The organism is Neobacillus cucumis (assembly GCF_002860255.1).
Classification (GTDB): domain Bacteria; phylum Bacillota; class Bacilli; order Bacillales; family Cytobacillaceae; genus Neobacillus; species Neobacillus cucumis_A.
This window is the reverse complement of record NZ_PGVE01000058.1, coordinates 44,212-58,994: the sequence shown is the minus strand read 5'-3', so window position 1 is coordinate 58,994 and position 14,783 is coordinate 44,212. Positions and strand designations below refer to the sequence as shown.

Annotated in this window: 14 protein-coding genes and 1 riboswitch; of the genes, 2 read left to right on the top strand and 12 right to left on the bottom strand. The window is 39.4% G+C overall.

Annotated elements, in window-relative coordinates; translation table 11 throughout:
• Positions 1–254: 254 nt before the first annotated feature.
• Positions 255–315, bottom strand: a riboswitch (Fluoride riboswitch).
• Positions 316–366: 51 nt separating this feature from the next.
• The 6 genes from CVD27_RS15380 to CVD27_RS15350 all read right to left on the bottom strand — a co-directional run bounded on the left by CVD27_RS15380 (position 367) and on the right by CVD27_RS15350 (position 7,389).
• Entirely contained in the window at positions 367–1,023 is a 657-nt protein-coding gene (locus CVD27_RS15380; protein ID WP_101648780.1) for a potassium channel family protein, read from the bottom strand.
• A 33-nt stretch (positions 1,024–1,056) separates the two neighbouring features.
• Positions 1,057–2,403 (bottom strand): TrkH family potassium uptake protein, encoded by a 1,347-nt coding sequence (locus CVD27_RS15375; protein ID WP_101648779.1) that lies wholly within the window; start codon positions 2,401–2,403, stop codon positions 1,057–1,059.
• Positions 2,404–2,439: 36 nt separating this feature from the next.
• Positions 2,440–4,011: a cation:proton antiporter gene (locus CVD27_RS15370; RefSeq protein WP_101648778.1), complete on the bottom strand. Its 1,572-nt coding sequence runs from the start codon at positions 4,009–4,011 to the stop codon at positions 2,440–2,442.
• Between the two features lie 42 nt (positions 4,012–4,053).
• Positions 4,054–5,676, bottom strand: coding sequence for an ABC1 kinase family protein (locus CVD27_RS15365; RefSeq protein WP_101648777.1), 1,623 nt, complete (start codon positions 5,674–5,676; stop codon positions 4,054–4,056).
• A 204-nt stretch (positions 5,677–5,880) separates the two neighbouring features.
• Positions 5,881–6,471, bottom strand: a complete 591-nt coding sequence (locus tag CVD27_RS15355; RefSeq protein WP_101648775.1) for a DUF421 domain-containing protein — start codon at positions 6,469–6,471, stop codon at positions 5,881–5,883.
• 114 nt (positions 6,472–6,585) lie between these two features.
• Positions 6,586–7,389 carry a prohibitin family protein gene (locus tag CVD27_RS15350; RefSeq protein WP_101648774.1) on the bottom strand — a complete coding sequence of 268 codons (804 nt, stop codon included), beginning with the start codon at positions 7,387–7,389 and terminating at the stop codon, positions 6,586–6,588.
• Positions 7,390–7,617: 228 nt separating this feature from the next.
• On the opposite strand from CVD27_RS15350, the gene CVD27_RS15345 reads away from it, so the two are divergent.
• The gene (locus CVD27_RS15345; protein ID WP_101648773.1) at positions 7,618–8,124 is read left to right on the top strand and encodes a hypothetical protein; all 507 of its coding nucleotides are present in this window, start codon (positions 7,618–7,620) and stop codon (positions 8,122–8,124) included.
• Between the two features lie 162 nt (positions 8,125–8,286).
• Here CVD27_RS15345 and CVD27_RS15340 read toward each other — a convergent pair whose 3' ends face one another.
• The 4 genes from CVD27_RS15340 to CVD27_RS15325 form a co-directional block, all read right to left on the bottom strand.
• The gene (locus tag CVD27_RS15340; protein WP_257984375.1) at positions 8,287–8,448 is read right to left on the bottom strand and encodes a DUF4083 family protein; all 162 of its coding nucleotides are present in this window, start codon (positions 8,446–8,448) and stop codon (positions 8,287–8,289) included.
• 198 nt (positions 8,449–8,646) lie between these two features.
• Complete coding sequence (locus CVD27_RS15335) at positions 8,647–8,949, bottom strand: Dabb family protein (protein ID WP_101648772.1); 303 nt, start codon at positions 8,947–8,949, stop codon at positions 8,647–8,649.
• Between the two features lie 138 nt (positions 8,950–9,087).
• On the bottom strand, positions 9,088–10,443 hold the full coding sequence (locus CVD27_RS15330; protein WP_101648771.1) for a TrkH family potassium uptake protein: 1,356 nt from the start codon (positions 10,441–10,443) through the stop codon (positions 9,088–9,090).
• Positions 10,444–10,802: 359 nt separating this feature from the next.
• A complete protein-coding gene (locus CVD27_RS15325; RefSeq protein ID WP_101648770.1) occupies positions 10,803–11,582 on the bottom strand; it encodes an REP-associated tyrosine transposase in 780 nt (259 codons plus the stop codon).
• Between the two features lie 302 nt (positions 11,583–11,884).
• Here CVD27_RS15325 and CVD27_RS15320 point away from each other — a divergent pair, with 302 nt between their 5' ends.
• Positions 11,885–12,445: an LOG family protein gene (locus CVD27_RS15320; RefSeq protein ID WP_101648769.1), complete on the top strand. Its 561-nt coding sequence runs from the start codon at positions 11,885–11,887 to the stop codon at positions 12,443–12,445.
• 69 nt (positions 12,446–12,514) lie between these two features.
• On the opposite strand, the gene iolE is transcribed toward CVD27_RS15320, so the two are convergent.
• On the bottom strand, positions 12,515–13,405 hold the full coding sequence (iolE, locus tag CVD27_RS15315; RefSeq protein ID WP_101648768.1) for a myo-inosose-2 dehydratase: 891 nt from the start codon (positions 13,403–13,405) through the stop codon (positions 12,515–12,517).
• A gap of 268 nt (positions 13,406–13,673) precedes the next feature.
• Positions 13,674–14,699: an inositol 2-dehydrogenase gene (gene iolG, locus CVD27_RS15310; protein WP_101648767.1), complete on the bottom strand. Its 1,026-nt coding sequence runs from the start codon at positions 14,697–14,699 to the stop codon at positions 13,674–13,676.
• Between the last annotated feature and the right edge of the window lie 84 nt (positions 14,700–14,783).

The following is a 14,783-nucleotide window of genomic DNA, read 5'->3' as shown; positions in this document are numbered from 1 at the left end:
AATTACTAGAACGTGCTGACCAGGAAATGTATAAGGACAAAATGCTAAGAAAAGCGCAAGCGCCTTGATCAGGGAAAAAAGTAGTTCATTTTTTCCTAGCCCCGACAAGCATAAGACGAGCCGGCCGAAAGGTTGCTTTTTAACCTTTTGGACGGCTTGGCTGTAGACCAGCGAGGGGCTAGGCGCTGGAGCTGGACAATTCTCAAAGTCGAAGATTTTTCTTATCTCGAAATAAATAGACTCCTACCAGATTTTTTCTGGTAGGAGTCATTAGCTCTAGGGCGTTTAATGGCGAACTCCATCGCCTGTTCAATGTAATATGAATATTTTAACAAAATTGATTTGAACTGACAAATGATTCTTAGGTTACTTCATATTTACAAAATCATTTATTTTGTCTCGATGCCCAATAACAGCGATCTTATTTCCTGCATTCAACATTTGATCAGGAGAAGGAGAAATGAACAATTCCTGATTTTGTACGATAGCTATAACATTTAACTCATATTTTGCCCGCAAATCAAGATCCCGTAAACTTTTCCCCGACATACTAGGAGGGATAACGATCTCCTCAATATTGTATTCATTGGAGAGTTCAATATAATTCAACACATTCGGTAAAAGAAGCTGATGCGCTACACGGGCTCCCATATCTCTTTCAGGATGAACGACCCAATCCGCTCCCACTTTTTCCAGCACCTGTCCATGACGTTTATTAAGGGCTTTAGCAATCACTTTTTTTACACCTAATTCTTTTAAAAGTAAGACGGATAATATACTTGCCTGCAGATCGTTTCCTATCGCAACGATCACATAGTCAAAATTACGAATCCCTATCGATTTAAGCGCTTCTTCTTCAGTGGAATCAAGCACCACGGCGTGAGTAACCAAATCTCTCCCATCTTCCACTCGGTCTTCATTTACATCCATCCCTAGCACTTCATGGCCGGCTTCAGATAATTTAGAGGCAATACTGGTTCCGAATCGCCCTAATCCAATAATGGCAAAACTTTGCTTAGTCATCGATCATTGTTCACCTCATCAGAAAACATTTTACTAGCCAATTAATATTTTCTCCTCCGCAAATCTTACCTTTGATTCTTTTTGAGTTTTTAAAAGGGCAAAAGCCATGGTTAGAGGCCCAAGTCTTCCTATAAACATCATGATGGTAATTAAAATTCTCCCAATGGGGGTTAAATCTGTGGTAAAACCTGCAGATAAACCAACCGTGCCAAAGGCAGAAATCGTTTCAAACAGAATTTTGCTCATTTCTGCATCTTCTGTGTACGTCAATAAGAAGAAAATAATGAAAATAAAAAGGATCGCTGCAACCACAATGGATAAAGCTTTATTCACATATTGCCATGAAATTCTTCTTCTAAAAATATTCACATCGTTTCGATTCGTTAGGACGGTCCAAAAAGCGAAAATGATAATGGCATAAGTGGTTACTTTTATTCCTCCGCCAGTCGATCCAGAGGAAGCTCCTATAAACATTAATGCCATCATAAATACTTGGGATGAGAGGGTCATTTGTGAAATATCTAAGGTATTAAAACCGGCTGTACGCGGCACCACACCTTGAAAATAGGATGCCCAAAGTTTATCTCCTAAACCAAAGTGACCAATGGTCGAGGGATTATCAAATTCCGAAACCAATATAATTAGAGTTCCCACAATGTTTAGAATAAGTGTCATTAATAAAGCTACTTTTGAGTGCAGAGATAATTTACGAAAGGATTTTTTTCTATAAAGATCTAAGATGACTGTAAAACCAATCCCTCCAATAATAAAAAGCAGGGTGATAACAATATTCACAGTCGGGTCTCCTACCCATTTACTAAGGCTGTCAGCTTCTAACCCGAAACCAGCGTTATTAAAGGCAGAGATTGAATGGAAAACGCCATAATAGATTGCTTTTTTCAATGGCATCTCGGACGACCATCTTACCGCTAAAATAATGGCACCGATTACCTCAACGATAAGGGTAATAAGAATAATTCGCTTGACTAAGTGAACGACTCCTGAAAGGGTAAATACATTTAATGAATCTTGCAGTAATAACCGTTCCTTCAATCCAATCCTTTTTCCTAAAATAATGAACATGAATATTCCTGTCGTCATAAAACCCCAACCGCCCATTTGAATCAAACAAAGAAGAACGATTTGGCCAAAGGTAGTAAAGGTAGATCCTGTATCTACAACCGCTAACCCTGTAACACAGACAGCGGAAGTCGCTTCAAATAATGCATCAATAAAGCTAAGTCCACGCCCATGTTCATGTGTAGCAATTGGCAGCATAAAAAGGCATGTTCCTATTAGAATGAGGCTGCCGAAGCCAATAACAAGAATTTGAGCGGGATTTAATTTTATTATTTTTCCTTTTCTTTTAAGTAATTTCATATGGAATCTCCCTTAAAAATCAGTTTTCAAATGAGGCTATTCTTCCAATTTGACAAGTCTATCTATAATTTCGTTCTGTTCTTGTTCCGCCACTTCATTCGAAATAATATCTTCTTTTATCAATTTTTCAACAGCTTCATGTTGTGCATATAAGGCATGTCTTTGTAAAATCGATTGTTGTTTTTCTTTTAAGTCGGGATACTTCCTGAATAGCCCCTCCATTTGCGTCTGCAATCCTGATAGCTCTTGTTCATATTGTGTGACAAGCTCTTTTGCTGCCGTTTCGGAAATAAACAATTTTTTTCTAATCGATTTTATTTCCGTTACCGCCGTTTCGTAACGGTGGCCACGGGTGATTATTTCTTCATATTCTTTATATCCTTCTTCTTTTTTGTTCACTGCTAAGAAGGATAAAAGCGGTTTAATAGAAAGTCCTTGAACGATTAACGAGAATAGCACCAAACTAAAGGCAATAAGTAAGATGTCTTCCCGTCCATCAAAATGACGAGGAAGACTTAAAACTAAAGCTATGGAAAGTGACCCCTTTAGGCCGCCCCAATTGATCACATGCTTCCAGGCAGAAGGGAAATTCTTAGTAAAAATCAGACTAGCGTATACCGCAAGGCTTCTTGCTATAAGCACAATTATAATGGAAAATAAAACTAAGCCCCATTTGTCGCTGAAATTAATCTTAGTTATTTCTAACCCCACCATTAAAAAAACAACGGAATTCGCCAGCAACGCAGTTACATCCCAGAAGTTATTGATGTTAAGCTTGGTTGTTGGGCTCATTCCAATTTTTGCCCCATAATTTCCAAAAATCAGGCCAGCTACAACCACAGCAATGACACCGGAAGCATGGACAGATTCAGCTAATAAAAAGGAACCATAAAAAAGAATAATACTAAAGATGATTTCCATAGGATAATCGTCAAATTGTTTGGTTAATTGTGAAAAACCAAAGCCAAGTGCTCCCCCTACGATAAGACCCAGTGAGATGACTTTGATAAATTCCCATAATCCATAACCTGCCCCTGCTGCTCCAAGGTCGAGATAGGTAAGTAAATAAAAGGCGGAAATTTTAAAAAGAACAACGGAGAGTCCGTCATTAAACAAGCTTTCACCTTCAATGACCGTTGCCAGTCTTTTGTTTACTCCGACGCTTTTAAAAATAGATAAAACACTTACAGGATCCGTGGCACTCATTAATGCAGCAAAAACAAAAGCCTTCGGGATGGAAAAATCCAACAGCCCTATCATTAAAAAGCCAATGATAAGAAATGATAACAGGGTTCCGCCAAATGCCAGAGCCAGAACGGGCCCTTTATTCTCTTTTAAATGGGAGAAGGGAAGTTTTAAGGATGCTTCTCCTAATAAGGCAGGCAAAAACAGGGTAATAATAACAAAGTTAAAAACTTCCCCTTCTGTAATAAAATCTTTTAAATGCTCTAATACCGGTATGTTTACAAGTCCAATAATCGTTCCAACAATCACTAAGGCAATGGGATAAGGCCGATTGAATTTTTTTGCAAGAGCAGTTACACCTGCTGCAATCATAACTAAAATTAGGGCAAGCTCAAACATATGATGTAAATCTAATTCAGTCACTTTATACAAACCCTCCTCAACTTATCAGGAAAATCCCTCTACTTATTCTCTGCGTTTTTCATGCATGTATTTCATCCATTTCTTAAGTTTCTGACTATAAATAAGATACCCTATCACAGAAGCAGCCATTACACCTGTGGACAAATATAAAATGAGGCTTTGCGATGTAACGTTTCCTGCTCCCATTCCGATCAAACCAAGAAGGGATAATTGAAAACAATTTTTCTTATTATTCTCATAGATTGTAAACTGTAATTGTCTTCTTTGCTCCTTCTCCTTAAATTGCTCTAATTTTTTCGGTGCATCTAAGAATTCCGCAACAGAATAAAAAAACTTAAAGATGGGCTGCGATTGAATCCACTGCCAAACAAATGACCATTTACTGTTTCCTTGTTTATTGATCCACTCCATGAAAACAGGTTTACCCAGGTCTATAAGCTCTGCCTCTGGTGCTAGCTGACGGATGATTCCTTCAACGGTTACAAAAGAGCGCCCTAGAAAAATAAACCTTGTTGGAACCTGAATCGGGAGGGCTTTAATCATATCGTTTAATTCCATTTTAAAAGCCAGGAGATTCATTTCTTTTAATTGAGCGGGGTTAAAGGAAATAAATTCTGCTAATAGCTTTTCAATGATTCTAGAGTCAGCCTCCGGAAGCAAAAATCCTAACTGATAAAGGCAATCCACGGCTTTGGAATAGTTTTTAGTTAGAAAGCTTTCAATTAAAGCTTGAAAGTTGGCAGCGTCTTTTTTGGTTATTTCCCCTGCCATTCCAAAGTCGAGTAAGATGATTTTTCCTTCTTTTGATACAAGAATGTTTCCTGGATGCGGGTCTGCATGGAAGGTACCAGGTTCCAGCCATTGCGGAAGGAAAACCTCTATAAGCCTTTGAGCGATCTCTTGACGACGAACGGTTAAGGGATTCAATTCTTCTAAATTGGTTAGACGTATTCCTTCTATCCATTCCATCACAAGGACACTGGAGGTGCTAAGCTCAGGAAAAACGGAAGGAATTTGCACAATATCCTTATCCTTGTATCGATTTTTAAAGTACATGATGGTCTCAAGCTCTTTCGAATAGTCAAGTTCTTGTTCAACCACTTGTCTTAGTTCCTTAAACAGAAGGCTAAGGTTGATAAAGCCTTTTGGAATCGGAACAAAGTGATCAGCAAACCAAATAATGATACCTAAGATTCGAAAATCTGTTTGTACAACGGAATCAATATGAGGTCGCTTCACTTTAATCGCCACTTCTGTTCCGTTTTTAAGAACGCCTTTATATACTTCACCAATAGAAGCTGAAGCCACTGCCATTTGTTCAATGGTAAGAAAGTGTTTTTCTAGTGAATCTCCCCATTCCTTTTCAAGTATTTTCTCAATTTCGCTCCAATTGGATGGAGGAACCTTATCTGTTAGGTCCTCGATTTGCCGAATAAAAGCAGGAGGCAACAAATCAGCGCGAGTACTTAGGATCTGTCCAATTTTGATGAGCAGGCCTTCTAATTCAAACAAGGTTTTTCGAAATCGTGTTCCTATTTCCTCCCAAAGCTTTTCCCACTCGGCTTTAGGTTTTTTACGGAACTTATACCAATAAATTTGAAGGAAAATAATAAAGGCCATCGATAACACTCTATACATTCGAGTCAGCTTATTTCTTCTTTTCATACCCATCCCCCACATCCCTTTTAAACTCAACAGCCCTTAAAGGAAAACAAAAAACCTGCCACCAACAGGCATAATCTTCCCTTGGTGACAGGCTCCTCCGAAAACACATATATTTATTTTTTAATATGGTAACACATTCCAAAAGCAGGAGCAAGGGGAGCATCGGGAGCATGGGGACGGTTCTCATGCTTCCAAGGAGGCATTTTAATGCAGCTGATTCGGGACATCTTTAGAATGTGAATTTGTCGTTACTTCTTTAAAAATGTTATTGTCGTTAACAGAGTGAGGCATATTATTGATTTGTGGGAAATTTTCTTTTATCATCTTTTCTAAATCCCCCATTGTAACTGGCCTTGCATGAGGCATTAAACTATAGCCAAATTCACCATTAGATTCGATTGTCCCAACTTGAACATCTTCTATCCGATTTATACCTTTCATACGTAAACGTTTTTCCAAATCATCTACTGTAACCCGAAGTCTTCTAAGATTATCTACTAGTAGTTTTCCATCGGAAATCACGGGAATCGCCTGTCCTTTTAAAGCTTTTTCTGCCCGATTCCAGTGCAAAGTTATCCACTCAGTTACTACAAGAAAACCAACAAAGGTTGCAGCCACCAAAATAGTTTTACCAATCCCCTTCCCACTGACCTGTCCGCCGAGAATCGTCCCTAATGAAATAATAATGGCCAATTGTGGGACACTCATTTGTGAAATGGATTTACGACCACCTAATCTAAGAATAATGGTCCCAACAGATGCAAATAAAAGAGATTGCCAAAAAACTGACCACATATCTCAATCCCTCCATCACTTTGATAATCTTATTTTCCATTAAATACAGAAAAAAATACTAAAACAAAGGGACGGTTCTCATGCTTCCGAAGCATGAGAACCGTCCCTTTGCGTCTATTTCTTCCCTGCCCCGCTCAAATCAATAAATGGGGTCGCTCCACCGGTTACTGTTGGAAGGTGTCCATCCCATTTTTCTAAGGCTTTTTCTTGTACCTCGATTTGTTTTAATTGGATCAACTCGGTTGTTACTTCCTGCTTTTTCAATCTTAATGATTCTGCTTCGGCACGGGCTTGGGTGACTTGCTGTTCCGCTTCAATCTTGATTCTTTCTAAATCCCTTTGGGCTTTTAACGCATTTTGTTCCGCCGTTTGCTTCAATTCTATCGCCTTATTAAATTCATCACTAAAGGCGAATTCTTTTATATTGATATCCTCAAGGATCATATAATACTTGGTTAATTTCTTAGCGAGCATCTCTTTCACTTGAGCAGAAACTTCTGGGCGTTTGGAGATTAATTCTTCTGCTGTATATTGAGCGGTAACGGCCTTTAATGACTCCGCTATCGCAGGATCGACGATACGGGTACGGTAATCCGGACCAATTTGTTGATATAACTTATTTACGGCACCCGGGTCTACCGAATAGTTAACAGCAACCTTTGCTGTGACCATCTGCAGGTCTTTTGAAGCAGCTGTTTGAGAACTTTCCTCTTTTTGAACACGGACCTCCACCTGTTCCACACTTTGAATGAACGGAATTCTAAAATGAAACCCCTCCGTTAAAATCGTTGGCTTAACTGCCCCTAATTGTAAAAGCACTCCCCTATGGCCAGATTGCACCGTAGTAGACGAAAAAATAAACAGCACAACCACCACAATCGCAATCACACCGCTCACAATTAATTTACCGTTTCTCATGATGCTTCCCCCCTCTCTTTAAATATATGAGCAAGGGGACGGTTCTCATGCTTCCAAAGAAGCATGAGAACCGTCCCCTTGCATCATTGAGTTTGATCACTCTTTAAAGGGGGTAACTACTATCTAAAGCTAAAAATATTTTACTAGTATCTCCTATATCGACAACGTTTTTAATATAAACCAATTATATTTTAACTGTATACAGGATATAAAGAGGGGGAATTACGCATGAAGGTACGAAGATTAATTAAACTATTTTTTCCGGTATTAATGATTTTTACTTTGTTATTATTGCCCTCATCGATTTCAAAAGCTTTTGCAACTACTAAAATTCCCAAAAAGCCCACAACGGAAAAAGCACCCACCTATATTACTTCCTTTAAAATGGATCATGGTAAATGGGTAGGGAAATTTGATTATATACAATGGTATTTCGGCAAGGCTGCTGATAGAGAATTTTTAAAGGACTGTAATTGTAGGAAGGAAATGGACCACGCACCGGATGGATACTGGATTCGGAACGTGAATCCGAAGATACGGACCTTTACCATTTCGAACAATGCCCAATATGTTCTACAGACACGAAATGCCTACGAAATAAAATGGAACGAAAAAGTAACTAGAAGCCAGTTTATCACCTTTTTGAAACAGCAAGACAAGCGCCATCAAATTCCTTTTCATATTGAAGTAAAAAATGGTGTGGTTACTAAAATTACACAACAGTATATACCTTAATATTGCGAATGGTATTATGCATGTTAAAAAGCAAGCCTATCCGTTAGATCGGATAGGCTTTAAATGTGCTGTCTGTAAACATATGAACTCCACCACATAGGGTACAATTAGAGAATCTGCATAAAAACCCGACTTACAAAGCCGAGCTTATAATCTATTTTTTTAAAGGTTGTTTCCAGATATTCTATCTAATTTTTCTTCAATTCTATCTAATTGTTCCTTTCGCTTCTTTGAAGAACGCACAAAAAATATAATTGCAACAATAAAAACAATAGGTACTAAAATAGCAAATAACTGAAAAATAATGTCACCAATGTTCAGCACTTTTTTACCCCTTTTTAGAATATTATACCATTTAATTTTATTTCAGGAAAAACCCTCATCACATATCAAAACATTGTCGATGTCAGTAACATGAGAAAGGGAGCAGGGGGACTGTTACAAACAAATACTAGTGTTTCGTTCTGTAAGAAGAAGCCAAAAAAGCGAATCCTTTTGTGCAAGGGATTTCGCTTTTTTATTTTAAACTATTGGGTAATCCACCACGACTACATTCTCAATGACATTATCTAAAGATTTTACAAAGTCTTGGTGAGCAGGATGTGGACCGTATTGATCAAGAGACTCTTTATTGTCAAAAGTCACCCGTAATCCTAATCCATATCCTTGTTTTCGTTCTTCCTCTGCTGTAACGTTAATGCCCGCAGAAAGTTCTACTATCCCAGGAATTACCCCTTTAAAACTTAGAAGTTTCTCTAAAAGTTCCTGCTCTTTTTCTGGAGTAATATTTTCCTTAAATTTAAAAAACACCATATGCTCGTACATAATTCCCATCCTCTCTATACCATTCTGTCTCTAAGAATTCGACATAGACTTATATTCTCCTTCATGAGCACGGGTGAGCACGGGTGAGCACGGGGACGGTTCCCATGCTTCCGAAGCATGAGAACCGTCCCCGTGATTCTATCCAATAATCACTCGTTCTTTTGGATATTGATAATCAGTTTTGATAGGTTTCCCTCCTAGTATTAATAAAAAGGCAAAGATCCCGATTCTCCCAATGAACATCAAGGTCATAATAATGATTTTCCCCATGACACCCAATTTATCCGTGATTCCCATCGAAAATCCAACAGTACCAAAAGCAGAAGATACTTCAAAGATGACTTCCATTAATGATAAAGTCGGTTCTAGGATCATAAGAAGAATCGTACAAACACCACAGAGCATCATCGCTGTAGCTATGACGATATAGGATTTGACGACGTCCTCCATGACAAGCTCTCTCTTAAAAATTTTAATGTTCTTATTTCCATTTGCAAAATAATAGATACTCAATAACACAATCGCAAACGAAGTCGTTCTTATTCCTCCCCCCGCACTACTTGGAGAGGTTCCGATAAACATAAGAATGCTTAAAATCAGAAGAGTCGGCATGGAATACTCATTCACATCCATGGTATTAAGCCCGCCATTCCTTGAAGACACCGAATAAAAAAGAGAATAGAAAAAAGATTCGTGCCAGTTTTTATCGGCAAAAAAATGATTATAGTCACATAAATAGATCAGAATCGTCCCTATAACAATCAAAGAAAAAAAGGTTAGCGTCGTGATTTTCGTAAACAGGGAAAATCGATAGGGTATCTTCCCCCTGTGTTTAAAGAACTGGATGACTTCCATAAGTACGGGGAAACCAATTGCACCAATAATTAACAACCCCATCGTCATGATCAACACAAAATAATCGTGGGCAAAGGGAATGAGTGATTCTCCCGTAATATCAAATCCAGCATTCGTTGCCGCACTAACAGATGCAAAGAAACCTTGTAAATAAGCCTCTTGCCAAGTAGGAAAGTATTTTAAAAAGTATGTCCCAAAAATAATCGCTCCTACCAGTTCAATGATCATAAATAAGAGAAGAATATTTCTGACGAGTTTAATGATTCCAGAAAAGGTCGGAAGGTTCTGGTCAGTCATAATAAGCATTCTTTCTCTGATCCCTATCCGTCTCCCAATTAAAAGCCAAATCGTGGTTCCAAGAAACATAATTCCGATGCCGCCAAATTGCAAAATGAGAGCAAAAATAAAAGTCCCAGGAACACTAAGCACCTCATTAATGGCAATGGTCGATAAACCTGTTACACTAACCGCACTCACAGCTGTAAATAAGGCATCAATAAACGATAATTCAGCATTCGGCTGTTGGGAGATGGGCAGCATTAATAATATAGTTGAAACAACTACAGCCATCAGGTAATAAATGACGATCATTTGGGCAGGTTTTAATGCGGTTCTTTTTTTCAGTTTTAAAATGTTCATGATTCCCCATTTCTATATATTTTCAGCAATATATATCTATTCTTTATTAATATTCCCAGAAATTTTGTTAAACTAACTGTTTAAAAATCCCCTTTTATTAGTTAAAACGATCATTTTCGACTATACTCGATTTATACTATACTACACAACAATAAAATGGATAAAATTGGTCTACCCACCAGCATTGAATATATAAACATAAATTTGTATAATTATACTGGGTTAGATGACAAATGTGGACATCATCGTATATAGCGTAGGCGGGGCTAATACAAAATCAAGGGAAAATCAAGGGGACGGTTCTCATGCTTCCATAAGCATGAGAACCGTCCCCCTTTTGCCTCTCGTCTTCCCTCCAATTACGCTTTAGAAACCAGACTAGCCGACACACCCAAGATTCTCGCTGCCTGCCGGTGTGACAAGCCTCTGATTTTTTTCACTTCCCGGAAGATTTCCATTCTTTGCTGCTTAGGTAGGCTTTTTACATGAACGATCTCAATCGCGCCTAAATGTTCCCTAATCTCAAGTCTTGCCTCTTCATCTGTTAACCTTCTTTTATAAAATGCCGGTTCTTCCAAACATTCATCGTTGTTATCACTCTCATTAAATTCGATAAATCGGGCATTGGCAATTGTTTGATTCCCTGAGAACAGCCCCAGTATGTAATCACAATCATGAAGCTCTTTGGAATAGGTTGGTCTCCCGTAGTACCCTCGGCAGCTGCTCCAGTGCCATTCATCCACTCGGTTTACCATTCCAGCTTTAACCGGATTTTGATGAATATACCTAACGACGGTTAATAAATACTGAATATCTTCCACCTTTTCACTTCTAAAGCGGTCCTGAAAAAGATGGCCATTTGTTTGGTACTTCCAGTTATAGTAGGATACAAAACTCACACCAATACGTTTCATGGTTGTAGAAAGTGCTTCACTTCCTTCTTTCACAAGGAGGTGAACATGATTTCCCATCAAACACCATGCATAGATACGTAAATCCGCTTTCACTTTATACTTCTCTAAGATACTCAAAAATTTAATACGGTCTTGTTCTTCATGGAAGATTTCCTGCCGATTCGCACCTCTCCACATGACATGGTAAATACCAGTGCGACTTTTTACGCGAGCAATTCTAGACATCCCTATCACCACTCTATATTTTTTGTAAATTTGAAAAAAGAACGAATTTCTAAAAGGAAAATGGGAGATTAATTCAGAAGTAGTAGTCTGTGGATGAGATTTTAATATAAAATGCGGGTAAAAAAAGTGAAGGAAGTTAGAAAAGAAGGATGAAGACTTTCTCAAAACGTAGATTTGGTCAAGAATAGGATACTTATATCATATAATATTCTATCAGACCTTGCATCATTAATTTAACATGGGTAAAAAAGAAGCAGGAGAACCGTCCCCATGCTTCCCCATGCTTCAAAAGGAGGCAGTTCATGAAACGATTAGCGGTTTATTGCGGTTCGAGTTTTGGTGCTTCTGATGTTTACAGATTAGGAGCGGTTGAATTAGGAAAAGAGTTGGCGAAACGGAATATTACACTCGTTTATGGCGGCTCTAGTAATGGTTTGATGGGTGTGGTGGCAGATACGGTATTGCAGGAAGGCGGGCAGGTCATTGGGGTAATTCCTAAAGTGCTGGTCAACCGCGAGATTTCTCATACAGGGCTAACCCAATTGTTTACCGTAGACACCATGCATGAGCGAAAAGCAAAAATGGCGGAATTATCCGATGGATTTATCGTCTTACCCGGAGGGACCGGAACATTAGAAGAGTATTTTGAAGTTTTCACCTGGGGCCAGATTGGATTACACAAAAAACCATGCGGACTCCTAAACATCCAGAACTACTATGACCCATTAATCGGCTTATTTGACCACATGTTTCAACAAAAATTCCTCCAAGAAAAATTCCGTTCAATGATCCTGATGGAAGAAAGACCAGATGCATTAATCGACCGATTCAACAACTACGTACCTCCCACAATAAAAGATTGAAAGGTGAAGCAAAGGGACGGTTCTCATGCTTCCGAAGCATGAGAACCGTCCCCTCGCTCCATACATTATTTATAACCCGCTTTGCTGACGGATATAGCTTCGCGCTTTTAAAGCATACTCCAACGGATTAGCAATAGCAGGGTCCTGCTCGGCCTCAACCACAAACCAGCCTTTATAGCCAGACGCTTCCAAAGCATCAAAAACTGGCTTAAAGTCAATCACTCCATCACCAGGAACGGTAAATACTCCTTGCTTAACTGCTTGAAGAAAGCTCATCTTCTCTTCACGGACCTTGTTGGCTATCTCCGAACGGACATCCTTTAAATGGACGTGAGCAATACGACTCATGTGTTTATTCAGTACCTGCAAATGATCTTCTCCGGAAAAAACAAGATGACCTGTATCATATAAAAGTGATACCTTGTCTGGATCAGTTTCTTCCATAAGCCTGTTAATCTCTTCAGCCGTTTGAATGCCTGTACCCATATGATGATGATAGACAATCTTCATCCCCTTTTCGGCTGCCAGGTCACCCAGAAGATGCAGTCCCTCAATTAAACGCCCCCACTCTTCATCCGTAAAGACAGGTTTCTGATCAAACAACGGGGTCTCCATCTGACCTTGAATGCTGTTGCCTTGTTCAGAGACGACGATGACCTTTGCGCCCATTTCATGTAAAAAGTCTCGGTGTTCCATAAAGGCTTTTGTGGTCTCCTCACATGGCTTCGATGTTAAAAAAGAACTAAACCAGGCACTGGCTATTTCAAGCCCCCTTAATCCTAAGGCCTTTTTTAATACCTCTGTATTTCGAGGGTATTTATTTCCTACCTCACTGCCAGAAAACCCTGCAAGCGCCATTTCACTCACACATTGCTCGAACGTGATTTCCCCGCCAAGCTCTGGCATATCATCATTGGTCCAACCGATTGGCGCTATCGCCAGCTTTACACCCTGAAACATGTTCGCTACCCTCCATTTTCGTTAGCACGTGCTTTTTCAAGATTCACTTGTTTATTTTTCTTCTTCTAAGCTTCCATCACTCCCACGGTCCATCAGGAATCATAGCCTTTGGAGGATAAGTCATAATCCCGCGGGTTCTTGAAAAATTCCCGCTAGATTCCTTGATATTCCCGTAGATTTTTTTATATTTCCGACAACTTTTAAAATAATTCCGCATAAATCCTATATCATTCCGCCCACTCATCCATTCGGCCGATGGATTCCTAGATTAATAGATAACTGCCGATGGGGTAGCAGATGGAAGTTGTACAGGGGCACCTGTTTCCAGCGATAGTTTAGCCGCTTTGGCAATCCGCTCTGCCTGCAATCCATCAAACCCGCTGCAGATGACCTCTTTATTTTTTAAAATGGCGGTTATAAATTCATTCACCTCATCAATATACGCTTGTGTATAACGCTCGAGGAAAAAGAATAATGGTTTTTCTTTTGAAACATGCTGAGCCGTGGAAATCTCGACTGTATTGGCACGATTGTTATCAGCTTGGGCCGCACCGATATTGCCAAACACCTCGAGGCGCTGGTCGTATCCATAAGCGGCCCGACGGCTGTTATCAATCACACCGAGTGCACCGTTGGCGAATTTTAAGGAAATGATAGCAGTATCAATATCGCCTGCCTCGCCAATGGCCGGGTCGACAAGCACTGCTCCATTAGCGAAGACTTCGACGACTTCACTTCCCATGATATAGCGCGCCATATCAAAATCGTGAATCGCCATGTCCATAAAGAGCCCGCCGGATGTTTTTATGTAATCAATTCCTGGTGGCTGTGGATCACGTGACGTAATTCGTAAGATATGTGGTGTGCCAATTTCTCCATTTTGTACGAGTTCACGAATTTTACGGAAATTTGGATCAAAGCGGCGGTTAAAGCCTACCTGCAGCTTGACCCCCGCCTTTTTAACAGCCGCCAGTGCTTCTTCTGTTTCTTCTACCGAAAAGCTCACAGGTTTTTCGCAAAAAATGTGTTTTCCCGCTGCAGCTGCTTCTTTAATAAGAGTGGCATGTGTAGTGGTTGGTGAACAGATAAACACAGCATTGATTTCAGGATCGGTTAATAAATCTTGGTAATTGGTAGTCAATACTTCGATTTGTTTTTCCTTTGCCCATTCTTCCAGATGGTCAACCGCCACATCCGATACACTTTTTACTCTTACTTGAGACATTCCTCTTAAATTATCCACATGGATTTTTCCAATCCTTCCCGCTCCAATTACGCCAACAGTTAATGTCATCTTAAACATCCTCCCTTAATCTAGATTAGTCATTTTTAGTTAAGCGCTTAACCAAATCCTTTAAATGAAAGCTGACAACAGAAA

Excerpts from the sequence above, each read along its gene's own strand:
- CVD27_RS15375 (WP_101648779.1), bottom strand. The coding sequence starts at position 2,403 with ATGAAATTACTTAAAAGAAAAGGAAAAATAATAAAATTAAATCCCGCT.
- CVD27_RS15355 (WP_101648775.1), bottom strand. The coding sequence starts at position 6,471 with ATGTGGTCAGTTTTTTGGCAATCTCTTTTATTTGCATCTGTTGGGACC.
- CVD27_RS15380 (WP_101648780.1), bottom strand. The coding sequence starts at position 1,023 with ATGACTAAGCAAAGTTTTGCCATTATTGGATTAGGGCGATTCGGAACC.
- CVD27_RS15345 (WP_101648773.1), top strand. The coding sequence starts at position 7,618 with ATGAAGGTACGAAGATTAATTAAACTATTTTTTCCGGTATTAATGATT.
- CVD27_RS15335 (WP_101648772.1), bottom strand. The coding sequence starts at position 8,949 with ATGTACGAGCATATGGTGTTTTTTAAATTTAAGGAAAATATTACTCCA.
- CVD27_RS15325 (WP_101648770.1), bottom strand. The coding sequence starts at position 11,582 with ATGTCTAGAATTGCTCGCGTAAAAAGTCGCACTGGTATTTACCATGTC.
- iolG (WP_101648767.1), bottom strand. The coding sequence starts at position 14,699 with ATGACATTAACTGTTGGCGTAATTGGAGCGGGAAGGATTGGAAAAATC.
- iolE (WP_101648768.1), bottom strand. The coding sequence starts at position 13,405 with ATGTTTCAGGGTGTAAAGCTGGCGATAGCGCCAATCGGTTGGACCAAT.
- CVD27_RS15350 (WP_101648774.1), bottom strand. The coding sequence starts at position 7,389 with ATGAGAAACGGTAAATTAATTGTGAGCGGTGTGATTGCGATTGTGGTG.
- CVD27_RS15365 (WP_101648777.1), bottom strand. The coding sequence starts at position 5,676 with ATGAAAAGAAGAAATAAGCTGACTCGAATGTATAGAGTGTTATCGATG.
- CVD27_RS15320 (WP_101648769.1), top strand. The coding sequence starts at position 11,885 with ATGAAACGATTAGCGGTTTATTGCGGTTCGAGTTTTGGTGCTTCTGAT.
- CVD27_RS15330 (WP_101648771.1), bottom strand. The coding sequence starts at position 10,443 with ATGAACATTTTAAAACTGAAAAAAAGAACCGCATTAAAACCTGCCCAA.